Origin of the sequence: Streptomyces sp. RerS4, from assembly GCF_023515955.1 — a bacterium.
Taxonomy (GTDB): domain Bacteria; phylum Actinomycetota; class Actinomycetes; order Streptomycetales; family Streptomycetaceae; genus Streptomyces.
In genome coordinates this window covers 641,463-664,455 of sequence record NZ_CP097322.1, presented here as the reverse complement: position 1 = coordinate 664,455, position 22,993 = coordinate 641,463, and the positions used below count along the sequence as shown (strand labels likewise).

The 22,993-nt window shown below is 72.8% G+C and carries 18 protein-coding genes; 12 read left to right on the top strand and 6 right to left on the bottom strand.

Features of this window, described 5'->3' with window-relative positions; all coding sequences use genetic code 11:
- Nucleotides 1-6: 6 nt before the first annotated feature.
- The 6 genes from M4D82_RS03170 (at nucleotide 7) to M4D82_RS03145 (ending at nucleotide 8,065) form a co-directional block, all read left to right on the top strand.
- A complete protein-coding gene (locus M4D82_RS03170; RefSeq protein ID WP_249764550.1) occupies nucleotides 7-1,887 on the top strand; it encodes a non-ribosomal peptide synthetase in 1,881 nt (626 codons plus the stop codon).
- Nucleotides 1,884-3,071, top strand: a complete 1,188-nt coding sequence (locus M4D82_RS03165) for an ATP-grasp domain-containing protein (RefSeq protein WP_249764549.1) — start codon at nucleotides 1,884-1,886, stop codon at nucleotides 3,069-3,071. Before M4D82_RS03170 ends, M4D82_RS03165 begins: the two co-directional genes overlap by 4 nt.
- Nucleotides 3,068-5,005 carry a phenylacetate--CoA ligase family protein gene (locus M4D82_RS03160; protein ID WP_249764548.1) on the top strand — a complete coding sequence of 646 codons (1,938 nt, stop codon included), beginning with the start codon at nucleotides 3,068-3,070 and terminating at the stop codon, nucleotides 5,003-5,005. The genes M4D82_RS03165 and M4D82_RS03160 overlap by 4 nt, the downstream gene beginning before the upstream one ends.
- Nucleotides 5,002-6,261, top strand: coding sequence for an MFS transporter (locus M4D82_RS03155; protein ID WP_249764547.1), 1,260 nt, complete (start codon nucleotides 5,002-5,004; stop codon nucleotides 6,259-6,261). Before M4D82_RS03160 ends, M4D82_RS03155 begins: the two co-directional genes overlap by 4 nt.
- A gap of 44 nt (nucleotides 6,262-6,305) precedes the next feature.
- Nucleotides 6,306-7,589 carry a valine--pyruvate transaminase gene (locus M4D82_RS03150; protein ID WP_249764546.1) on the top strand — a complete coding sequence of 428 codons (1,284 nt, stop codon included), beginning with the start codon at nucleotides 6,306-6,308 and terminating at the stop codon, nucleotides 7,587-7,589.
- Nucleotides 7,590-7,687: 98 nt separating this feature from the next.
- Complete coding sequence (locus tag M4D82_RS03145; protein ID WP_249764545.1) at nucleotides 7,688-8,065, top strand: hypothetical protein; 378 nt, start codon at nucleotides 7,688-7,690, stop codon at nucleotides 8,063-8,065.
- Between the two features lie 38 nt (nucleotides 8,066-8,103).
- On the opposite strand, the gene M4D82_RS03140 is transcribed toward M4D82_RS03145, so the two are convergent.
- Entirely contained in the window at nucleotides 8,104-10,722 is a 2,619-nt protein-coding gene (locus tag M4D82_RS03140; RefSeq protein ID WP_249764544.1) for an amino acid permease, read from the bottom strand.
- Nucleotides 10,723-10,911: 189 nt separating this feature from the next.
- Between M4D82_RS03140 and M4D82_RS03135 the strand changes: the two genes are divergently transcribed.
- The 4 genes from M4D82_RS03135 to M4D82_RS03120 all read left to right on the top strand — a co-directional run bounded on the left by M4D82_RS03135 (nucleotide 10,912) and on the right by M4D82_RS03120 (nucleotide 14,512).
- On the top strand, nucleotides 10,912-11,391 hold the full coding sequence (locus tag M4D82_RS03135) for a helix-turn-helix domain-containing protein (RefSeq protein ID WP_249764543.1): 480 nt from the start codon (nucleotides 10,912-10,914) through the stop codon (nucleotides 11,389-11,391).
- A gap of 55 nt (nucleotides 11,392-11,446) precedes the next feature.
- Nucleotides 11,447-12,502 (top strand): galactose-1-phosphate uridylyltransferase, encoded by a 1,056-nt coding sequence (gene galT, locus M4D82_RS03130; protein ID WP_249764542.1) that lies wholly within the window; start codon nucleotides 11,447-11,449, stop codon nucleotides 12,500-12,502.
- Complete coding sequence (galK, locus tag M4D82_RS03125) at nucleotides 12,493-13,632, top strand: galactokinase (protein ID WP_249764541.1); 1,140 nt, start codon at nucleotides 12,493-12,495, stop codon at nucleotides 13,630-13,632. Before galT ends, galK begins: the two co-directional genes overlap by 10 nt.
- Nucleotides 13,633-13,711: 79 nt before the next feature.
- Nucleotides 13,712-14,512, top strand: a complete 801-nt coding sequence (locus tag M4D82_RS03120; RefSeq protein WP_502988859.1) for a DeoR/GlpR family DNA-binding transcription regulator — start codon at nucleotides 13,712-13,714, stop codon at nucleotides 14,510-14,512.
- Between the two features lie 29 nt (nucleotides 14,513-14,541).
- On the opposite strand, the gene M4D82_RS03115 is transcribed toward M4D82_RS03120, so the two are convergent.
- The 3 genes from M4D82_RS03115 to M4D82_RS03105 all read right to left on the bottom strand — a co-directional run bounded on the left by M4D82_RS03115 (nucleotide 14,542) and on the right by M4D82_RS03105 (nucleotide 16,070).
- Complete coding sequence (locus M4D82_RS03115; RefSeq protein WP_249764540.1) at nucleotides 14,542-14,868, bottom strand: hypothetical protein; 327 nt, start codon at nucleotides 14,866-14,868, stop codon at nucleotides 14,542-14,544.
- Nucleotides 14,859-15,647, bottom strand: a complete 789-nt coding sequence (locus M4D82_RS03110) for a VOC family protein (RefSeq protein WP_249764539.1) — start codon at nucleotides 15,645-15,647, stop codon at nucleotides 14,859-14,861. Before M4D82_RS03110 ends, M4D82_RS03115 begins: the two co-directional genes overlap by 10 nt.
- 105 nt (nucleotides 15,648-15,752) lie before the next feature.
- Nucleotides 15,753-16,070: a hypothetical protein gene (locus tag M4D82_RS03105; RefSeq protein ID WP_249764538.1), complete on the bottom strand. Its 318-nt coding sequence runs from the start codon at nucleotides 16,068-16,070 to the stop codon at nucleotides 15,753-15,755.
- 233 nt (nucleotides 16,071-16,303) lie between these two features.
- Here M4D82_RS03105 and M4D82_RS03100 point away from each other — a divergent pair, with 233 nt between their 5' ends.
- Nucleotides 16,304-19,171, top strand: coding sequence for a helix-turn-helix transcriptional regulator (locus M4D82_RS03100; RefSeq protein ID WP_249764537.1), 2,868 nt, complete (start codon nucleotides 16,304-16,306; stop codon nucleotides 19,169-19,171).
- Here M4D82_RS03100 and M4D82_RS03095 read toward each other — a convergent pair.
- Entirely contained in the window at nucleotides 19,098-20,597 is a 1,500-nt protein-coding gene (locus tag M4D82_RS03095) for a helix-turn-helix domain-containing protein (RefSeq protein WP_249771405.1), read from the bottom strand. The genes M4D82_RS03100 and M4D82_RS03095 overlap by 74 nt on opposite strands.
- Nucleotides 20,598-20,685: 88 nt before the next feature.
- Nucleotides 20,686-21,858: an AAA family ATPase gene (locus M4D82_RS03090; protein WP_249764536.1), complete on the bottom strand. Its 1,173-nt coding sequence runs from the start codon at nucleotides 21,856-21,858 to the stop codon at nucleotides 20,686-20,688.
- Between the two features lie 218 nt (nucleotides 21,859-22,076).
- On the opposite strand from M4D82_RS03090, the gene M4D82_RS03085 reads away from it, so the two are divergent.
- Entirely contained in the window at nucleotides 22,077-22,973 is an 897-nt protein-coding gene (locus M4D82_RS03085; protein ID WP_249764535.1) for an AraC-like ligand-binding domain-containing protein, read from the top strand.
- Nucleotides 22,974-22,993 lie beyond the last annotated feature (20 nt).

Here is a 22,993-nt window from a genome sequence, read left to right as displayed (position 1 = left end):
CGAACCATGGAAACGCCCCTCGACGCCGAGCACCGGCTCGACATCGCCCTGCTGGCCCGCTGGGACGCTCATCCGGAGCGGATCGCCATCCTGGACGGTGACGACGTCGTCCTCGCCGGCGAGGTCAGGGACCGCGCCGTGCGGATCGCGGCCCTGCTGCGCGAGCACGGAGTGCGACCGGGCGACCGGGTGGCCGTCCTGCTCGAACGGTCGGCCGACTTCGTGATCGCCGTCGCGGCGGTGGTCCTCGCCGGCGGCGCCCATGTGGCGATCGACACCGCCAATCCGGTGGAACGCGTCGACTTCCTGCTGCGGGATTGCGCGCCGCGCCTGCTGCTGACCTCCACGGCCCTGCGCGCCGGCCTGCCCGAGGACCTCGGCACCCGGGTGCTGACGATGGAGGAGTGCGCCGGCGCGGGCGGCCCGACGCGGTACGAGCCGGCCGACGCGCTCGCCGACCGGCCCGCCGTGGTGATCTACACCTCCGGGTCCACCGGCCGGCCGAAGGGATCGCTCCTCAGCCATCGCGCGGTGACCGCACGGCTGAGGTCCCTGCAGAACAGCCATCCGATCGACGAGAACGACCGGGTGCTGCACCACACGGCCTGCACCTTCGACATGTTCCTCGTCGAGGTGTACTGGCCGCTCCTGCACGGTGCGCCGATCGTCGTGGCGGCCCCCGGCCGCCAGCGCGACCCCGGCCATCTCGCCCAGCTGATGCGCGACCACGAGGTCAGCACCGTCTGGTGGGTGGTATCGCTGCTCGAACTGTTCCTCCTGGCTTTGGGCCCGGGGGAGCGGGTCGACGGACTGCGCCAGGTGCTGACCGGCGGTGAGGCGCTCTCCCCGGAGCTCGTCCGGCGTTTCCACGAGCGCTCGCGCGCCACCCTCAGCAACCTGTACGGGCCGAGCGAGTGCACCATGTACTGCACCGCCTGGGTGTGCCCGCGCGACCCCGACCCGCAGACCGTCATGATCGGCTCGGCCATCGAGGACACCAGCCTGTGGATCCTCGACGAGCACGGGCGGCCCGTTCCGGAAGGACAGCCCGGCGAGCTCTACATCGGCGGCGTCGGCGTCTCGCTCGGCTATCACGACCGGCCGGAGCTGACGGCCGAGCGCTTCGTCGAGGACACCCTGGGCGCGACCGGCGGTCGGCTGTACCGCTCGGGGGACCTCGTACGCGCCCATCCCTCGGGTGACCTGGAGTACCTCGGCCGGGTGGACCGTCAAGTCAAGATCCGAGGGTTCCGCATCGAACCGGGCGAGATCGAGGGCACCGCGCTGCGCGTTCCCGGAGTACGCCAGGCGGCGGTGGTGGCCGACGGCACGGGGTCCGCGACGAGGCTGGTCGGCTTCGTCGTCCTGGACACCGGCGAGGCGTCGGCCCGTGAAGGCGAGCGGGTACGGGGCGAGCTCGCCGCCCGGCTGCCCGCGCACCTGGTACCGGCGGCGATCGTGCCCCTGGAGCGGTTCCCGCTCACGCCCAACGGCAAGCTGGATCACGGCAGGCTCACCGAGTGGGCCGCCGACGCCGTACCCGTGACCGCCGACGCCGTACCCGTGACAGCCGACTCCGCTTCCGACCCGGTCGCGGATCCGGCGGGGCACGAGGCGGGCTCCGGCGGGCCGGTGGCGACGGACATGGAGGCCCTCGTCGCGGAGGTCTGGGCGAAGGTGCTCGGTGTTCCCTCCGTCGGCCCCCTCGACGACTTCTTCGGCCTGGGCGGGGATTCCTTCCGGGCCGTCCGCGTCGTACGCGAGCTGGAGGAGAGGACCGGTCTGCAGGTCCCCATGTACCTCGTCTTCGAGTCGTCCGGGGTGGCGGAATTCGCCGAAGCCGTGACCGCGTCGCGAAGTGGCCACCCGACCGGAGAACATCAGTGAAGATTCTCGTCGTCCATCAACTGCCCTACCGCAAGGCCGACTACCGGCGCGCCATCGATCACCGACGGCACGCGGTCACGTACATCGGTGAACCCGACCGACTCGCGGACCTGCCGGCCGACCTGCCCTGTACGCGTCTGGAGATCGGTGCGGGGGAGGATGTCGTCCAGGCGGTCCTCGCCCGCCTCGGCCCCGCCGACGGATACGAGCGCGTGGTCTCCCTGTCGGAATTCGGGGTGGTGGCGGCCTGTCGCATCCGGGAACACCTCGGCATCGAGGGACCTTCGCTCGCCCAGACGCTGCGCGTTCACGACAAGGTGGGGATGAAGGCCGCGCTGGAAGGCTCGGGCGTGCGGTGTCCCCGATTCGTCGCGGCTCCGCCGCCCGGGGACCAACTGCCCTGGTCGGGCCGGACGGTCCTCAAGCCCCGCCGCGGCACCTGCAGTGAGGGCGTCATCATCTGCGAAACCGCCGAGGAGGCCGTGCGACGCTTCCGCGCGCTGGCCGACCCTGACGGCTATGAAGTCGAGGAGTTCGTCGAAGGCGACATCCTGCATGCCGACGGCATAGTCGACCAGGGCAGGCTCGTCCACTGCGTCGTGAGCAGATACGTGAACCGCCCCGCCGACTTCGCCGCCGGGATGCCGCTCGGCTCGTACCAGACCCCCCACGACGAGCGACACCACGACTTCGTCGCCCGCACGGTCCGGGCCCTCGGCATCACGAGCGGTTCCGTCCATCTCGAATTCTTCGAGACGCCCGTCGGCGAACTCGTCTTCCTTGAGATCGCCAACCGCATGGGCGGCGCCGGCGTGATCACCGCTCACCTGCGCCACACCGGCGTCCACCTGCCCTCGTACGAGATCGCGCAGTGCCTGGGCGAAGAGGCGCCGCGACCGGCCGGCTCCAGCGGGCGCTTCCACGGCTGGCTCGTCCACCCGGGCCACCAGCTGGCTCCCGGGGCCGATCACTTCGTGCGGCTGCCCGAGCGTCTGCTGAACCACCCCTGCGTGGACCGCGTCCACCGTCTCCTCCCCACCGATCCGGCCCCCCGGCACATCACCTATCAGGAGTGGCTCGTGCCCCTCGCCCTGGAAGCGTCCCATCGTGACCCGGCCGTACTGGCCGAATTCCTGCGCCAGTGGGCCGACGCGGCCTCTTTCGTGACGGGACGGGCGGCATGAGGTACTACCCGACCGATCTCCTCGTCGCCGTGGGGGAGACCGAGGGGGAACTGCGTCGGAACCCGGAGGCGGAGATCACGCGGCTCCTCCGGGAGGCCGGCCTCGCACCGCTGGCCGGTCTGTTCCACGCCGACGAACTGGCCGAGGGCCTCGACGAACTCCTCGGCGGCACGGGTCTCTTCCCGTGGCAGCTCGTCATCGACAGCAACGACGTGTACGAACTGTCCCCGGTCGGCACCGTGGTACTCGACGACCACCGGCCGGGCAACACCCTGCGCGGTCTGCTGCTGTCCTGGGCCACCGGCAACGACGTCGTCATCCGCACGGGCCGCCGGGCCTTCTGGGAGTCTCTGACCGACCTCTTGCGCCGGTCGGGCGTGCCGTTGCCCGCCGCCCGGTGCGCCGACCCGACGGCCGAGGCCACCGGCGTCCCCGTGCGCGTACCCGACGTCGTCCTCGTCCCCGAGCCGGCGACACCACCCTGCCCCGAGCTGTACGGCACCCGGGACGAGCACGACGCACTCGTCGTCGCACTGCCCCCCGCCGCGGGGCCGGACGAGGCCGACACGCTCGCAGGGTCGATTCTGCGCCACGATTGCCGGGCGGACTGGGCGCGCGGCCTCGTGCGACGGCGCTATCTGCGCGGCACCACGACGGCGCAGGCACGTACCCGGGAGGACGCACGCACGTCGGGACGCCTCGACGCCAAACTGCGCCACCTGGTCCACCGGGCCCGCCGCGCCCCCCACTACCGGGACCTGCCCGCCGTCAGCACCCTCGCCGACCTGCCCGCACTGCCCGTCCTGAACAAGGACGACCTCACGGCCCACTCCCTGCCGGTGAGCCATGACCTGTCCAGCGGCGCCACACCCACCGGGGAGGTCCTGCGCAGTGGTGCCACCACCGGCGCCCCGCGCTACATCGTCTACTCGCGCGGGGACTGGGACAACATGGTGCGCGAGGCCATCCCCCTCTTCTACGCGATGGGGCTGGAGAAGGGCGACCGCCTGGTCAACACGCTGTTCGGCGGCGGCCTCTACGGCGGTCTCACCACCACCCTGACCGAGTTCTCCCGCATGCCCGTGGAGTGCTACAGCATGGCACAGGCGGTCGACGTCGACGGCCTCCTCACGCTTGTACGCGGCTTCTCGGTGAACGCCCTGATCGGCGTGCCCACTTTGATCCTCCCGCTGCTGAGGGAGGCGCACCTGCGCGAGCCCTCCCTGCGCATCGACAAGGTGCTGTACCTCGGTACGGCGATGAGCGCGCCGGACCGCGCCTGGCTGCGCGAAACGCTCGGCACGCGCGTCATCTCCAGCGTGCTCGCCGTCAACGACGGCGCACAGCTCGGCCATCAGTGCACGGCGCTGGACGGCCGGATGCACCATGTCAACGACGAGTACAACTACATCGAGGTGGTCGACGAGTCGGGAGCGCCCGTCCCGGACGGCGAGCCCGGCGAGTTGCTGATCACCACGCTCCAGAAGTTCGAGGGGCCGCTGATCCGCTACCGGGTGGGGGACCGCGGCCGTCTCTTCCACCTCGACTGTTCCTGCGGCGTCTCCGGTCGGGTGCTGGACTACCACGGTCGCTCGGACGGCGTGATCCGCGTCAAGGGCGAAGTGGTCCTCCACGGCGAGCTCTGCGCCGAACTGGAACGCTTCGGAGTGTCCCAGCTGCAGGCGGAGATCACCTCCCGGTCCGGGCGCGAGGTGCTGACCCTGCGCACCGAGTCACCCGTTCCCCCGGACCCCGAGGAGGTACGCGCCCATCTGGCGGGAGCCTTCAAGGTGTTGAACGACGCGCACATCTTCGACGACGCCCTCGACGTCTTCGAGTTGCGCGTGGAGTGCCACGGCGACGGCATGCTCCCGCGCAGCGACGTCAGCGGCAAGGTCCGGCCCGTCATCGACCGGCGAGTGGGAAGCGAATGATCCTGCGCGATCGTGCGGCCCGCGCGCTGCTGGCGTCGACCGCCCTGCTCGGCATCGGCATGGGTGTCTACCTGCTCGCGCTGGGCCAGTTGCTGTTCCGCTTCACGGGCGGACCCGCGGCGTTCGCGTTGATCCTCACGCTGCAGGGGATCGGAGCCATCTGTGTGCTCCCGTTCTCGGGACCGCTCGTCGACGTTCTCGACTCCCGACACGTCTACGTGCTGTGCAGCGTCCTGCGGGCGGTCGTCGTCTGTGGTGTCGCGGTCATGGCGCTCGCCGACGTGCCCGGGGCCGTACCCCTGATCGGGGTGGGCGTCGTCCTGCTCGCCGTCTTCGACAACGTGCAACGCGCCGCGCTGTTCAAGTTCACCGCGTGGCACGTGGACGCCGGACACCGCGCCCGGCTCAACGGCCTGCTCAACGTGGCGATCCAGGCGGGAGCCCTGAGCGGCATGGCGCTCCTCGGCGTCATGCTGCTGTGGACCTCGCTGCCGGTGGCGCTGTTCGTCGACGGCCTCGTCTCCCTCGCCTCGGCCGCCCTCATGATCGCCGCACGGCCGACCGGCGCCGAGCCGCGACGGCCACTCACCGGCACGGTCCTGCGGGCCGCGCTCCCCGGTACGTTCCGCGACTGGAACGGCATGTTCCGGCGCTATCGGGGGGAGGGCGTGGTGCTGGCGATGGTCGTCCTGTGCGCGGCGGACTTCGTCTTCCAGGCGAGCCTGAGCACACTCGTCGTGCCACTCGTGAACGAGAACTACGGCGGCCGGGGTCAGTACGTCTCCGTGTTCGAAGGCGTCTTCGCCCTGGGCATGGTCGCCTCGTCCCTCTTCCTGCGGTACACCGTGCGACAGCGGCTGCTGCCGCTGTGGGCCGCCCTCCAGGCGGCCGCACCCCTCGTGCTCACCGCCACGGACGCGCCGCCCCTCCAGATGGCCGCCGTCTTCGTGGCCGGGGCCGCCAACCTCAACAGCGTCACCTGGCTCATCACGACGCTGCAGGAGCACGCCGGAGCCGAGGAGAAGGGCAAGATGGCCTCGGTCCGGCTCCTGTCGATCGGAGTCGGCACCGTCGCCCTCATGCCGCTGATCGGCCATGCCACCGCGGTGTCCCTCGGCACGGGGTTCCTCACCGTATCCGCCGTGGCCGTCGCCTTCACCGTGCTCTCCGTCGTCGTGGCGGCGCGGTACCGCCCGCGCGATCCCTCGGCCGATCTCCCCCTCCCGGGCGAGCGCACGTCCCCGGTCCCCTCATGACACAAGGTCACGACCCATCCCCACTCGCCCCCAAGGAGAAAACGATGCGGCTGTCGCTCAGCGGCACCAAGATGGCCGGACTCTCCGGCCTGCGCAGCATCATGGAAGACGTCGCCGCGAGCACGGCCGGAGCTTCGACCGACGAATGGCTCAACCTGAGCGTGGGCAACCCCGCTCCCATCCCCGCCGTGCACGACATGTGGCAGGCGGCCCTGAGGGAATCCCTCACCGAGGACTTCGACGAGGCCGGCTGCCGCTACGGCCCGTCCCGTGGCAGCCATGCCCTCGTCGAGGCCATCGCCGACTACTTCCACCGGACGTACGGCTGGCAACTCGGCCCCGAGAACATCGCCGTCGGCCCCGGCAGCCAGATGGTCTGCTTCGCGGCGGCCTCTCTCTTCGCCGGCCCGGGAATCCACGGTGAGCGGCGGATCGTGCTGCCCATGGTGCCCGACTACACGGGCTATCAGGGACTGTGCATGCACGACGACGGCATCGCCGGAGTCGCCCCGCTGATCCACCGCGAGCCCGGCCACGGCTTCCGCTACGCCCTGGACATCGAAGCGCTGCGGCGCCGCGCGGACATCGGAATGATGCTGATCTCCAGCCCCGGCAACCCCACAGGACGCGCGCTGAGCCGCGCCGACCTGGACGCGCTGACGGTGCTCGCCACCGAGCGTGAGGTGCCCCTGTTCGTCGACCACGCCTATGGCGCGCCCTTCCCCCGGATCGCGGAGGTGCACACCGAGCCGGTGCTGAACGACAGCGTCGTCAACTGCTTCTCCGCGTCGAAGGCCGGCCTGCCCGGCGAACGGATCGGTTTCGCGATCGGCCACCCGAAGTACATCGCCCCGCTCGCGGCGTTCATGTCCAACTCCGTCCTCCACGCGCCCCAGCTCGCCCAGCACGCCTTCGCCCGGGTGCTGTCCGACGGGCGCCTCGACGAGACAACCCGTCACGCGATCACGCCGTACTACCGCCAGAAGAAGCGGTTCGTCGAGGAACTGTTGAACGAACTGATGCCGGCGGACGTCGACTGGCGCATGCACTCCGGGGACGGAGGCATGTTCTGCTGGCTGTGGGTGGATCACCCTTGGTTCGAAGACACCACGTTGTACAGCCGACTCAAGGAGAGGAGCGTGTTCGTGGTACCGGGTCGCCACTTCTTCGTCGATCCGCTGCTCCACCCCGACCTCGCCGACCACGCGACCCGGTGCTTCCGCCTGAGCCTGAGCGCGAACGAGAAGGTGATCGCCGAGGGCGTCGACCGGCTCGCGGACGTGGTGCGCGAGATGCGGGACGAGGCGGCGGCCGGCGGACCGCGGTAGGGAATCGGCGCCGGGAAATGATGCGGCGGCCGGCGGCATGTGTGAGCGTGGAGTCCCCTGCCACGTGTGCGGACGAGGCACGAGAGAGGTAATTCCCGATGGATGGTCAGGACCAGGGCAACCCGGCGGCGGAAGTGGTGGTGGCGGTCGGCGACTGCTCTTCGGAGGACGCGCACGCCGTTCTCGACCTGCTCGAACGTTCCTTCCCCGCGGAGGTCGGGGTGGGCGGGGCGGCACACGGCGGTCAGGCACCGACCGTGTGGTGGGCGACAGTGGACGCGGCGAAGCCCGCGGAACCGGCGGGGCGGCAGGCGGGCCCCGTTCGGCTGAAGGACGCGGTCAGCGTCACCCTCCAGGGAGGCCCCCGCGCGGTCGAGCGGGTGCAGGCCGCGCTCGCCGGGCACTTCACCGTCGAGACCACCGGGGCCGTGTCGGGGGACCAGGAGAGGGAGATCGGACTCCGCGTCCGCTCCTGAGCGAGAGCCGCGAGGTCCGCGCGGTCAGCGCGGTCCGCTCACGGACCTCCCGGCGGCGGGACGAGCTGTTCGGTCCAGATGGTCTTGCCGGTGGCGGTGTAGCGCGTTCCCCATCGGTAGGCCATCTGGGCGATGAGGAAAAGGCCCCGGCCGCCCTCCTCGTCGGTGGCGGCGTGGCGCAGGTGCGGTGAGGTGTGGCCGGTGTCGGAGACCTCGCAGATGAGGTTCTCCTCCCGGATCAGCCGGACGTGGACGGGGCCGTCGGTGTAGCGGATGGCGTTGGTGACCAGCTCGCTGACGATCAGTTCGGTGACGAACGAGAGCTCGTCCAGCCCCCACCGCGTCAGCCGCGCCGTGACGGCGGCGCGGGCGGTGGCCACCACCGCCGGGTCGGGTTCCAGTTCCCAGTCGGCCACGTGGTGCGCGTCGAGCATCCGTGTGCGGGTGAGGAGGACGGCCACGTCGTCGTCCACGGGTCCCGGGAGCAGCCTCGCCAGTACGCGGTCGCACAGTGCTTCGAGGGGGCGTCGGTGCTGGGCGAGGGTTTCGGCGAGGAGCCGCAGGGCCGCGTCGGCGTCATGGCCGACGCCCTGCGTCAGGCCGTCGGTGAAGAGGGCCACGATGCTGCCGGGCGGCAGCTGGAGTTCGACGCTCTGGTACGTCTGCCCGCCCAGGCCGAGGGGCGGGCCCGGCGGCAGGTCCGGGAAGGAGACCGCGCCGCTGTCCGCGTCGACCACCGCCGGCGGCCGGCCGCCCGCGCGCGCCATCCCGCACCGCCCCGACACCGGGTCGTACACCGCGTACAGGCAGCTCACCGCCACGGCGCCCGTGCCGGGCAGGGCACGGTCCTCACCGAGCTCGCGGGCCCACTCGGCGGCGGTCTGCCGGGCCACGTCGTCCAGGTGGGAGAGGAGCTCGTCCGGCGGGAGGTCCATCCTGGCGAGGACGCGCACGCTCGTGCGCAGCAGTCCCATGGCGGCGGCGGCGTGCAGTCCGTGCCCCGTCACGTTTCCGACCACCAGGCCGACGCGTGCGCTCGGCAACGGAATGACGTCGAACCAGTCACCGCCGACCCCGGACCGGCTGTCGGCCGGCACGTAGCGGCTCGCCGCCTCGACGGCCGTCTGCGGCTCCAGTTTCCGCGGCAGCAGGCTCCGCTGGAGCTTGAGCGCCGCGGTGTGCTCGCGCGTGACGAACAGCATGAGTACGACACCGACCAGCAGGGCTCCCAGCCCCACCACCGTCACCCCGCCCGTCCGTCCGATCAGCGGCAGGTCGATGGAGGTCGCCCCGTAGTCCGGGTCGGCGTAGACGTGGAAGCACGCGTAGGAGAACACCGAGAGCATCATCAGCCCGCCCAGGCCCGGCAGCAGGCCCTTGGACACGAAGTCCTTCGGGCTGCGCGTGAGCACCTTGCGGTAGTACCAGACGCAGGCGAAGCCGGTCAGGCCGTAGTAGAACGCGATCGCGAGGCCGACCGACTCGATGGAGTCGGCCAGCACGTCACGGCTGATGAGCGTCAGCAGGACGTAGAAGGCGATGGAGACCAGACCCATGCCCACCGTCGACCAGGTCGGGGTGAGGTACTTGTGGTGGACGCGGGCGAAGCCGGCGGGGACGGCCTTGTGCGCGGCCATCGAGAAGACCGTCCGGGCCAGGGGCAGGATCGTGGTCTGCGTGGAGGCCGCCGCCGAGGTGAGCACCATCAGGATCAGCAGCCCGGTGAGGAACCGGCCGACCCCCTGGTCACCGAAGACCGCGCTGCCGAGGTCGGAGAACACGTCGTCGGCGTTGTCCTCGTTGGCCAGTCCGATGCCCTCCGTCCCGACGCCCGCGAACGCCTGCGCCGACGTGGCGACCGCGACGTAGATGACCAGCAGCAGGACGGTCGAGATGACGGCGGCCCGCCCCGGGATCTGCGTACTGTCGGCGGTCTCCTCGTTGACGGTGACGGCGGTGTCCCAGCCCCAGTAGATGAAGACGGCGGCCAGGAGCCCCGCGGTCAGCGCCTCGGCGGACGGGACGAGCAGGGGGTTGAACCACGAGGCGGAGACCTGGATCGCCGTCGCCGGGGGATCCGTGTAGACCTTGGCCATGGCGGTGACGGCGAAGAGGATCAGGACGACCACCTCGACCGCGAGGAGCCCGCGCTGCACGGCGGCGGAGATCTCGATGCCGACGTAGGAGACGGCGGTCATCACGGCGATCCAGGCGACGCCCGCGAGCGTGGTCCACAGTCGGCTGTCCGCGAGCGACTCGTAGCCGAACAAGCGGAAGGTGTAGATGCCGGCGATCTCCGCGAGGTTCGCCATGACGATGACGTCGGCGACGATGATGCCCCAGCCACCCATCCAGCCGACGCGCGGGCCGAAGGCCCGGGTCGCCCAGGTGAAGGTGGTGCCGCAATCCGCGTTGCTCGCGTTGAGTTCCCGGTAGGCGTAGGCGATCAGCAGCATCGGGATGAAGGCCAGCATCGTGACGACCGGTGCCTGGGGGCCGACCCGCGTCACGATGAGGCCGAGCGTGGCGGCCAGGCTGTAGGCGGGGGCGGTGGACGCCACGCCGATGGCCACGCTGGAGACCAGGCCCAAGGCGCCGGCCTTGAGGCCCTTCTCCCCGGCGCCCGGACCCGTGACGATCGGCGCCACTGTCTCCACGGGACCACTGGGCGGCGTCAAAACCGAATCACCGACTCCCCGCTCCGACGGTGTGCCCCGCCAGGGCACACCGGCATCTTCCCCCGAGCCGAGGAGGCTGCCCGATCCGACATGCCGCGCGGCACACGGCCGGGGGCATGGCATCCGGGATGCTGATGCGGGATCAGGGGGCCGTATCGGGTGCGGCTGGTGCCCACGGGCCGCGCGGTCCTGGTGACCAGCCTGGGGGAGCCGTTCGCCCGGGTACGCCGGCTGGGGGAGTCGAGTACGACCGGCCAGGTGACCGGCTCGCTGGTCGCGGGTCTGGAGGACGGACCCCGGGTGTGTGACCACCCCGGCGGCCAGGAGGCGATCCGGATCGAGCGCGGCCCGGTACCCGCGCCCGAGGTGAGCCACGCCTGGCGACTGCCGGCCCGGTCCGGCGGGGCGATCCCCGTCGGCCGGATCGCGCCCGAGGTGGGCTGGAGCCAGGGCCACCTGGTCCGCCGGTTCACCGCACAGACGGGTCTGACGCCCAAGACGTCCGCCCGCGTGCTGCGCTTCCACCGGGCCGTCGGCCTGCTCACCCGCGAGGGCTCGAACCCCACCGAGGTGACCGCCGCCTGCGGCTTCCACGATCGGGCCCACCTCAACCGCGAGTTCCGCGCCCTCCGTCCCTCCCCATGGTGATTCCCGTTGTTTTCTGTTTATTCTTGCGCGGCACTCCAAAAGATGGGTGGGCTCCGTGAAGAGAACCCCGACCAAACTCGCGGACGGCCGCGAGTTGATCTACTACGACCTCGACGACAGCGCCGTCCGCGACGCCCTCGACCGGCGCCGGCAGGCCGCCGTCGAGAGCCGGTCCGAACTGCGGCTGGACCGGGCGACCGGTGACTGGGTGACGATCGCCTCCCACCGGCAGGGGCGCGTCCACCTTCCCCCGACCGACGCCTGCCCCCTCTGCCCCTCCCGCGAGGGACACGCCGGCGAGATCCCGGCCGCGGACTACCAGGTCGCCGTGTTCGAGAACCGGTTCCCCGCCCTGACCGGCCGGGCGGGACGGTGCGAGGTCGTCTGCTTCACGCCCGAGCACGACGCGAGCTTCGCCGACCTCACCGAGGAGCGGGCCCGTCTCGTCCTGGACGCCTGGACGGACCGCACCGAACGGCTGGCCGCCCTCCCCGAGGTCGAGCAGGTCTACTGCTTCGAGAACCGCGGCACGGAGATCGGCGTCACCCTCGCCCACCCGCACGGCCAGATCTACGCCTTCCCCTTCGTCCCCCCGCGCACCGCCAAGATGATCGCCGCCGCGGACCGGCACCGCGCCGCCACCGGCCGCAACCTCTTCGAGGACCTGCTGACCGAAGCCCGAGCCGCGACCCCGCGCGTGGTCATCGCCGGCCGCCACTGGACCGCCTACGTCCCCTACGCCGCCCGCTGGCCGTACGAGGTGCACCTCCACCCCCACCGCCGGGTCCCCGACCTCACCCGGCTCGACGAGGCGGAGCGCGCCGAATTCCCCGGCCTCTACCTGGAACTCCTGCGCCGCTTCGACCGGTTGTTCCGCCGCGACGGAGCGCCGGGGCCGGGCGCCCCCACCCCGTACATCTCCGCCTGGCACCAGGCCCCCCGGACCGGCGGCGGCGAACTCGCCCTGCATCTGGAGCTGTTCACGGTCCGGCGTACGGCAGACAAGCTCAAGTACCTCGCCGGCGTCGAATCGGGGATGGAGTCCTTCGTCAACGACGTGGCGCCGGAAGCCGCGGCGCGGCGCCTGCGGGAGGTCGCGACATGCACGTGAACGAAGCCTTCCGGCGGGTCTTCGGCGCCGACCCGGACGGAGTCTGGGCCGCGCCCGGCCGCGTCAACCTGATAGGCGAACACACCGACTACAACGACGGCTTCGCCCTCCCCATCGCCATCCCGCAGACGACGCTGCTCGCGGCGCGCCGGCGCGACGACGGCCGGCTGCGGCTGCACAGCGCCCAGGGCGACGGCCCCGTCGTCGACCTCGCCGTCGCCGACCTGGCGCCCGGAGCCGTCACCACCTGGGCCGCGTACCCGGCCGGCGTCGTCTGGGCCCTGGCCGACGCCGGCCACCGGGTCGGCGGCGCGGACCTCCACTTCGACAGCACGGTCCCCACCGGCGCCGGCCTGTCGTCCTCCGCCGCGCTGGAGTGCGCGGTCGCCTTCGCCTACGACGACCTCTACGGGCTCGGCCTGGGCCCACCCGCCCTCGCCCGGCTCGCCCAGCGGGCGGAGAACGCCTTCGCGGGCGTCCCCTGCGGGGTCATGGACCAGATGGCCTCGGCCTGCTGCACCGAGGGCGCGGCGCTCCACCTGGACAGCCGCGGCACCGTGTACGAGCAGGTGCCGTTCGCCCCGGGGGCGCGGGGGCTGAGTCTGTTGGTCGTCGACACCCGGGTCAAGCACGACCTCGGGGACGGCGCGTACGCCGCGCTGCGCGCCGGGTGCGAGCAGGCGGCGGCCCTGCTCGGCCTGGCAGCCCTACGGGACCTGCCCGCGGACGGCCTGGACGCCGCCGCGCGCGTGCTCCCCGCGCGGCTGCTGCCCCTGGTGCGGCACGTGGTGAGCGAGAACGCCCGGGTCACGGAGGCCGTCGCCCACCTGCGGGCGGGGCGCGTCGAGGCGTTGGGCCCGATCCTCACGGCCGCCCACGCCTCGCTGCGGGACGACTACCGGGTCTCCTGCGCCGAGACCGACCTCGCGGCGGTCGCCGCCGTGGACGCCGGAGCGCTGGGCGCGCGGATCACCGGCGGCGGGTTCGGCGGATCCGTCATCGTGCTGGTGGAGGAGGATCGGGCGCGGGCCGTCGGCGCCGCCGTCACCGCCGCCTTCGGCGGGGCCGGGTACCGGACACCGCACCTGTTCCCCGTCGCCCCGGCGGCCGGCGCCCGGCGCGTGGCGTGAGAAAATGTCGCATGGTGAGGGGTGCTGTTCGTATGTGTGCACACGTCCGGCCGGCGCGCCGGGAAACGGGGTCAGGATCGTGATCGAAGCAGCACGCCTCGCGCCGCGGCGGCGGGCGCTGATCCTCGACATGGTGCGCCGTGACGGAGCCGTGCGCGTGGCCGACCTCGTGGAACGGTTCGGGGTCTCGGACATGACCATCCGCCGCGATCTGGACGTCCTCGCCCGCGACGGCGTCCTCTCGAAGGTCCACGGCGGCGCCATCAGCGCGGCGGTGACGACCGCCGCCGAGCCGTCCTTCGAAACCAAGGCCGTCCTGGAGTCACGGGCCAAGGCGGCGGTAGCCGAGGCCGCGGCGGCGCTGGTGGAACCGGGCAGCGTCGTCGCCCTCTCCGGCGGCACGACGGCCTACGCGGTGGCGAGCCGGCTCCGCGACGTCCCGGGCCTGACCGTGGTGACCAACTCCCTGCCCGTCGCCGAGATCCTCCGCAAGGCCGCGGCGGAGGGCGGGTCCGCGGGCCACACGCTCCTCCTCACCGGCGGCACCCCGACGAAGTCGGCCTCCCTGGTCGGCCCCCTGGCGGACCAGGCGATCCGCTCGCTCCAGGTGGACCTGCTCATCATCGGCGCCCACGGGGTATCGGAGCGGGCCGGAGCCACCACCCCGAACCTGGCGGAAGCGCAGACCAACCGCGCGCTGATCGCCTCCGCCACGCGGGTGGCCGTCGTGGCCGACCACACCAAATGGGGGGTGATCGGCCTCAGCCGGTTCATCGCGCTCTCCGAGATCGACTACTTCGTCACGGACGACGGACTGGCCGCCGAGGCGCGGGCGGTTTTGAGTGACGCCGTGGGACGGCTGATCCTCGCCGAAACCTGAAACCCGACCGGCGTAACGCTGCGTCGCAATCAGCCCTCGGTGTCCTCCACGGCCAGGCTCAGGGCGAGAGTCTGCAGGAGATCCTCGGTGGACAGGTCGAGGCCCGCGCCGTCCAAGGCCGTGGCCACCGCGTCGAACGCCAGGATGAAGCCGTTCACCAGGGCATTCAGGGGCTGAGACACCTGCTGGAGTACCGCCAGGCCCGTCTCCTCCACGCCCGCACCGACGGGAACGACGAACTCCGCGGGAATCACCTCGCCCAGCAGGTTCGAGACGAACTCGGCGTCGGCGCCGGACCTCAGGGCCGTGAGCGCGGCGATCGCCTTCAGCTGGATCTCGATCTCCGTCATCGCCACGGGGCCCGGTCCAGGGTGAAGAGGGCGCCGTCAGGGTCCCTCAGGGTCAGTTGCTCGTCCACGGCGGCGCCCCATTCCGCCCCGGTCGCCACACTGCCTCCCAGGCGCAGGGCTGCCGCGCGGGCCGCCGCCAGGTCGTCCACCCGGAAGTGGACCAGCCAGCGCGGTCGCTGCTGGGCTTCCTCGGCGCCGGCCTCGACCGGGCCGCTGTTGAGGGCCGCGAGGGCCTCGCCCTGATGGCGCAGCACGACCCGATCGTCCTCGTAGGCAGGCTCGCAGCAGCCCTCACCACCGGCCCAGCGCAGGACGTCCCCGTAGAAGAGGGCGGCGTCGAAGGCGTTGCGGGTGTGCAGTTCCAACCACGCGGAGGGCGGTCCGGTACCCGTCCGCCACTGCGGCAGGACCAGGCCTTCCCAGATGCCGAAGACGGCTCCCTCCAAGTCCGCCGCGAGCGCGGCGCGCCCTCGCGGGGGATACGACACGGGGCCGACACCGACCGTGCCGCCGCGCCCCCGGATCCGCGCGACCGCCTCGTCGGCGTCGTCGACGGAGAAGTACGGCACCCAGGCCACCGCGACGGCGAACTGCTCCGCCACGGCCCCCAGCCCCGCCACCGGTACGCCGTCCAGCTCGGCCACCGAGAAGGCGCGCCCGAAGCTGCCGGGCCGGAACGACCAGCCCAGGACCCCGGCGTAGAAGCGTTCGGCGGCCTCCAGATCGCGCGTGGTCAGGCTCAGCCAGCAGGGCGCGCCCTTGACCTCGGCCGCTACCAGAGCCATGGCCGGTCACCTTCCTGTCGAGTTCCTGCCGTGTGCCACCTCCTCGTACGCAGGGGCGCCTGCCCACCCGTGGGCACCGCATGCGCCGGTGGGGCCGGACACCGCCTACGTCGCGTCGAGCCTGTGCCCCCGGGCGGCCAGCCAGCGGTGCACCGCCGCCTTGTCGGCGACGCTGACCCGTACCCGGGCCGCCGGATCCGGCTCCTTGTCGGCGTTGAACGCGGTGTCGGTGACCCGGGCCGTGACCCAGTCGGCGAGGTCTTCGGCGGCTTCGGGGGACAGCCGGCCCCGCTCCCAGTCCCGTCGGGCTCGGTCGGCCATCGGTGAGCCACTGCCCGCCGCCTCGGCCAGCCAGGCCGGTACGAGGCGCTCGACGACCCGGTCGTCGCCCGAGGGAGAGGGGGCGCGATGTGAATCGGTCATGGAGCCAGGGTGACCGCAGGGACGGCGCCCCGCGCGCGCAGTCGCCCATCCGGCCCTCCCGGCCCGGGGCGCGCCGCCGATCGGCCGAGCCGTCGTGGAGGCGGATCGAAGCCGCCGCCGGAGCGGATTCCTGCCCTTCGTCGCGTGTCTGGTCTACTGGGCGGGCGGCCCGGAGAACGGATCGGGCGTGAGGGTGGGAAAGGCGAGGGGACCGGCTCATGACGGGTGTGGGCATGCCCGAGGATCCAGGGGGCGAACCGGTCCTGGCCGGACGCGAGGCACACGTCGCGGCCATCGAGTCGGCGCTCGTGGAGATCGGTTCCGTCGGCACCTCGCTCGTGCTGCGCGGCGATCCCGGCACCGGGAGGACCGCGCTGCTGAACGTGGCCGAGGCGGCGGCCCGCCGCGCCGGGTTGCGCGTCCTGCGGATGACCGGCGCCGAAGCCGAGTCGAGCCTGCCGTTCGCCGCGTTGCACCAGGTGCTCTGGCCGCTGCTGGATGACGCCGAAGCGCTCACCCCTGAGCAACGCGAAGCGCTGGAAGCCGCGTTGGGGCTCCGGGAAGGCGCCCCGCCGGCCGGATTCACGGTGGCCGGCGCCGCCCTGTCGCTGCTCGCCCACACCGCGGCGCGCCGCCCCGTCGTCGTCCTGCTGGACGACCTCCAGTGGGCCGACCCGTCCAGCGCCGCCGTGTTCGGGTACGTCCGACGGCACCTGGCCCCGCTGCCCGTCGTCGTCATCGCCGCCGTACGCCGCACCGCGCGCACGGACGCGGACGACACCGAGGGCCTGCCCGGCCGGGTGCTCGCCCTGGAACCGCTGGACGAGCCGCAGGCCGAACTGCTCCTGCGTACCCTGCACCCCCGACTCCCCGACGGAGCACGCCGTCGGGTGCTGCGCGCCGCCGGCGGCAACCCGCTCGCGCTGCACGAGCTGTCGACGCAGCTGAGCGATGTGGCCGCGGAGGACCCGGGGCGCCCGGGAGAGCCGACGGCGGGCGACCTGGCCGAACTCTTCGACGAACTGCCCCTCGGCGAACGCCTCGGGCGCCTCTACGAGGACAGGCTGCGGGCCCTGCCGGCCCCGGTCCGACACCTGCTGCTGGTGGCGGCCCTCGGTGGCTCGTTCGCCCAACGCCTGGCGTTCCTCAGGGAATTGGCCGAGCGTCAGGAGGGGGCCGGCTGGGCCGAGTTCCGCGACCGCGTCGAGAGCGCCGGACTGGCGTACGCCGATCCGGCATCGGACCGCGTGACGTTCCACCACCCGCTGGTGCGGGCCGGGCTGATGCACATATCCTCACCCGCCGAACGCCGGGCGGCGCACCGGCTGCTCGCCGACGCGCACCCCGTGGAAAGCCCCCGACGGATCGCGCACCTGGCGGCAGCGACCCTCGGCACGGACGGCGCACTCGCCGCGCTTCTCCACGAGGAGGCGGACAGGATGGCCGCCCGGGGCGCCGACGCGGAAGCCGCCCGCATGATGGCGCGAGCCGCCGGTCTCACCCCGGACACCGCGCTCCGGTCGACGCGTTGCGTCGCCGCCGCCGCGCTGGCCGCGCGGAGCGGACATCTGCGGCTCGCGGCGGACCTCGTCGCCCGGGCCGAGGCGGAAGCCCGGCCCGGAAGACCCGAACCCGCCCCCCTGTACGCCTTCGCCGTCGCCTACACCAGGCTCCAGCTCGACGGCGACCCGACGCCGTCGATCGACCTGCTCCCCGACGCGTTGGACGTGCTGTCCTCCTCGGAGGCCGGGGAGCAGCGTACGGTGCTGCTCGAAGCGATGCTCTTCCTGATCGTCGTCGTGGCCGTCCACACCGGGGACGAGCGGGCGTGGGCCGCCGCCCAACACCGTCTGGTGGACACCTCCGAGCCGGCGGCCCTGTGCCGGCGCGCCTGGGCAGGCCCGCCCGACACCGTCCACGACGTGCCGCTCCGGTTGCGCGAGGCGATCGAGGCGCTGCCCGAGCACCGGGAGACGCCCGCCGCCTGGCTGCTGCTGTGGACGGCCGCCGCCGTCGACGTCGTCCGGGAGCACGACGGGCTGTGGAGCCGCTTCGCGCGCGGCCGGGCGTACGCGGCGCAGGCCTTCCTCGACGCCGTCCAGAGCCACGACGACTTCCTGCACGGCCGCTGGGACGTCTCCCTCGGCGTCTCCCGCCAGGGCGCCGAGGTCTCGGCCGCCTGTGGCCACGTGTTCAACGAGATGCTGTTCCTGCAGAACGTGGCCCAGGTCCTGGCCGCGCGCGGCGACCGGGCCGCTCTCGCCGAGCTGGAGCCGCTCCTCGACGCCCCGGCGCGCGAGCGGCGCATGCGCTCCGTCTCCGAGCGCCTGACGGGACTGAAGGTCCTGTGCGCCCTCGCCCAGGGCCGCGCCGAAGAAGCCTGGCAGCACGCCCGGAGCCTCACCCCGCCCGGCGCCCTCGCTCCGCGCTCGCCCTGGTTCCACCTGTCGCTCGTCGACTGGGTGCATGCCGCCGTCGACAGCGGGCGGCGGGCCGAGGTCCCGTGTCACCTGAAGACGGTCAAGGAGGCCGGCATCGACCGGGTCTCGCCGCACCACGCCTTCCTCGTGGCCGTCGCCGAGGCCCTCGCGGCCGCCGACGAGGAAGCGGAGGAGCGGTACGCGGCCGTCTACGCGGCCCCCGGCGCGGCCGCCTGGCCCTTCCCGCTCGCCCGCGCCCACCTGGCGCACGGCACGTGGCTGCGGCGACGCGGCCGCAGCGAGAGCGCCGCCGTCCACTACGAGGCCGCGCTCGCCGCCTTCACCCACCTCGGCGCCACCCCCTGGGCCGAGCAGGCGTCCCGTGGGCTGGACGCGGTGACGGGCGCCACCGGGACGTCCGGTTCCGGGGCCGATGCGACGCGAGCGGACGGAGCGGCCGCAGGCCACCCCCTGCTTTCGGCACAGGAGTCGCGCATCGCGGAACTGGCCGCCGAGGGCCTGACCAACCGGCAGATCGGTGAGCGGCTCGGCCTGTCCCCCCGTACGATCGGCGCGCACCTCTACAAGATCTTCCCCAAGTTGGGCATCACGACCCGAGCCGCAGTGGCCCTCGCCCTGACGGAGTCGACAGCGCCCGCGCCACGGCAGCCCGCGATGTGATCCCCAGTTTCGGGAAGATCCGGTAGAGAGCCGCTCCCACCGTGCGGGGCGACAGTCGCAGCGCCGCGCCGACCTCCTTGTTCGTCATGCCGGTGGCCACGAGCCGGGCGATGCGCAGCTCCTGGGCCGTGAGCGCGCAGGGTCCGGGCGCCGGGGCGAGCGGCAGCCGACCCGCGGCCCGCAGCTCGTCCAGGCACTGCTCCGCCCACGGCGAGGCCCGCAGCTCGCGGAAGGTGCGGTAGGCGGCGTGCAGCACCTCTTCCGCCTCGGTCCGCCGCCCCCACCGGCCCATCCGCGCACCGTGGGCCAGCCGTAGACGGGCCAGGTCGAAGGCCCACCGGCCGGAGCCCGGTACCGCGTAGGCCGCCGCGTAGGCCGCGTCCGCCTCCTCGTCGTCGGCGGTCAGGGCGACCGCCGCGGCCAGCAGGAAGGCGTGGTGCGCGGAGATCTCGTCCATGCGGGCCGCACGGGCCGCCGCGACGTGGGCGAGCGCCTCCGCGCGCCGGCCGCACCGCAGGGCGGCGTACACGACATCGAAGAACGGCAGGTGGAACCAGGACAGTTCGCCCGACAGCTCGCCCGGCGCCATCATGCGGGAGAGCAGCGCGTACGCCTCCTCGTGCCGGCCGTGCGCCAGCGCGGCCAGCGCCCGCAGGTGGTCCAGATGGTCCGTCACGAACCGCATCCGGGCCCGCGCCGCCGCCGGCTCGATGCGCTCCCGCAGCTCGCGCAGGCCCTGCTCGTCCCCCCGGCCCGCCAGGAAGTACGCGTAGTAGTGCCGAAAGAGCAGGGCGTTGCAGTGGTAGCCGAGCTCCTCGGCGGTGTCGGCCTCGCGCAGACAGTCCTCCGCCGCCTCCCACCGGCCCCGCAGGTAGGCGTCATGGCACCTCGCCTTCGCGACGGCCCCCTGGGTGGCGTACGTGTGCTCGCCGCCGGCGAGGCGCCACAGGTCCGCCTCGCCGCCGTCCACCGCCGATGCCGTCCACAGCAGCAGCCAGGCGTCACCCGTCTCCCGACGGACCGTCATGTGGGCGATCCTCGCGTGGAGTTCAGCCCCGGTGCCGTGTGCCGTGCGCGGCGGATCGGCCCAGGCGCGGTGGCACAGGCGGGCGGCCGGGGAGACGTGCTCGCGATGCCGCTCCAGGCTCTCCCACCCCCGGCGATCACCCGTGTACGTGGAGGCCAGCAGCAGCTTGAAGAACATCTGCTCCACGAGGTCCCCGTGCGCCTGCTCACCGGAGGCCGTCAGCGCGGCCAGGGCATCGGGCAGCAGGGAGAACGACGAGGCGAAGTCGACGTGGTGGCTCTGGTCGACGTACACGACCGCGTAGGCGAACAACGGGGCGATGTCCTGCGGCACCGGTCCCCGTCCCAACTCCTCCACCAATCGGGCCGCGTACGCGAGCCGCCCGCCCCGGGCCCACATCACGGCCGCCCAGGTCAGCCGCCGCGCCCTGGCCTCGGGCTCGACGCTGAGCGCCGCCGCGCGCTCCAGCAGCAGCGCTCCTTCCGCGTCACCGCCGCGCAGCGCGATACGGCTGCCCGCTTCGTGCAGCCGCGCGGCGAGGGGCTCGGCCGCCCTCGGCGGCCGCGGCCTCGTGCAGCAGCCGGCGCGGGTCGTCCGCGCGCAGCCGCTCCGCCAGCGTCCGGTGGGCCGCGCGCAGCTCCGCCCGCGAGGCGGAGGCGATCACGGCGCTGCGTACCAGCGGATGCCGGAAGACCAGCCGTCCGGCGTGGTCCAGCCGGGCGAGCCCGCCGGCCTCGATGTGCCCCAGGATCCGTTCCGCACGGCCCGGATCGGCCCCCGACTCCTCCCCGGCGACGCCCGCGCCGCCGGCGGCGTCCAGCGCGGTGAGCAGCAACACCCGCACCGCGGCCGCCGGCAGCGCGCGCAGTCGACGTACGAACAGCGCCTCCAGCCGCTGTCCGAGCGGCAGCAGCTCCGGCAACGGCGCGATGCCCCTGAGGTGCTCGTTCGCCAGCCGGCCGGGCAGCTCGGCCAGGGCCAGGGGATTGCCCGCGGCCTCGTTCACCACCCGCTGGGCGGTGGCGGCCGCGAGCTCCGGATGCCAACGCCGCAGCAGCGTGAGGGACTCCTCGCCCGACAGCGCCTCGACGTCCACCGGGTGCGCGGGCCGGCCGTCCAGCGCGGTGCCGTCGGGACGACTCGCGCACACCATGACCGTCCGCAGGTCGGTGATGCGCTGGTGGAGGAAGCCGAACACGGCGGCGCTGGAGGAGTCCACCCAGTGCAGGTCGTCCACCAGGATCAGCACCGGATGCCGCCGCGCCTCCTCCGCCAGCAGGGTCAGCGCCGACGCGCCGACCATGAAGCCTCCGGTGGGAACTCCCGCGCGGAGCCCCAAGGCCCGTTCCAATGCGTCCCGTTGCTGCTCGGACAGGACGCGCGTCCGCTCCAGCAGGGGCCCGAGCACCTGGTGCAGCACCCCGAACGCGATGCCGATCTGCGCCTCGCTGCCCGCCGCCCGCAGGACGGTGAAGCCGTCGTCCGCGGCGCGCGCGGCCGTCCAGTCCAGCAAAGCGGTCTTGCCGATGCCCGCATCGCCCCGCAACACCACCGACGAGCCGCCGGATACGGACCGTGCCCGCTCCAAGGACCGTTCCAACAGCGCACGTTCGCGCTGCCGACCGATCAGCGTCGTGTCGTACAGGCCGCCGCTCTCCACCGATGTCCCTTTCTCGTCCCCGCCCGAACCAGAGTGACACCGCGGAGATGTCCCAGTGTGCATGGCTCTTGCCCTTGTCCGCACAACACGGCCGACCGCCTTCTGCTTCCCGCCGGGGCCCAGCACGCTGAAGGCCGTGGACCCGTCCGCCGTGAGCCGATTTCCGCGGCCCGAACCGTGCCGGCGCGCCGCCACGAACGCTTCGATCAGGGAGTTCCATGAGCCTGACGCTCGCACCCGCCCGCACCAGCGCCCTCGGCACCCTCGGCTTCCTTCGGGTGAGCACGCTGCGAGGGGCGGCGCACTCCCGCGTCCACGAGCCGGGCGACGCCGCGGCCGAACCGCACCTGGTGCTGGGCCTCCGGACCTCCGGCCGGGCGACCCTCGTACGCCGGGGGACGGTCGAACCCTGCGACGCCGGCGACCTCTTCGTGTCCGACGCGGCGGAACCCTTCGCCCTCCACGCGTCCGAGGACTTCGAACTGCACCTGGTGCGGATCCCGCGTCGCGTCCTGGCGCTCACCGACGGCCAGGTACAGGCTCTCGCCCACCGGGCCCCCTTCGCCGGGGGAGCCGTGGCGCCGCTGCTCGTGCCGCTCCTGCGTGCGCTGGTCGACACCCTGCCCGGGTGGTGCGCACCGCGTACGGGACTTCATCTGGCGTGCAGCGTCGCCGAGTTGGTGACCCTGCTGGCAGTCGAGCACGTGGCGGGCCGAGCGGAACAGACCGCTTCGGGAGAGCCGGGAGGCGAGCGAGCCACCTCGAAACCCGAGTTGCGGGTGGAGAAACAGTCCAACTCCGCGATCTGCCACCGCTCCACGCGTGCGTGGATGCCCGTCTCGGGCTCCTCGTGGAAGACGTCGTTGGGCACCGACGCGTCCGTCAACGCGTGGTGGAACGCCTCGGCTCGCTCGCGCGGTGTGACGGTTCTCAGATCGAGCGGCAGCACACAAGCCTCCATCGTCGGCTGCCGGGACGTACGTCGCTCCGTGATCGCGCAGCAGCGCCATGAGCACGTGACCTCCATGGTGCCTGCTTCCGGCGCGCCGGAGAGGGCACTGACGGTCACGCGCCACTGCACGCACGGGCATGGCGGGCGTCCGTCCCGTGCCTAGATTTCCGACCATCCACACCG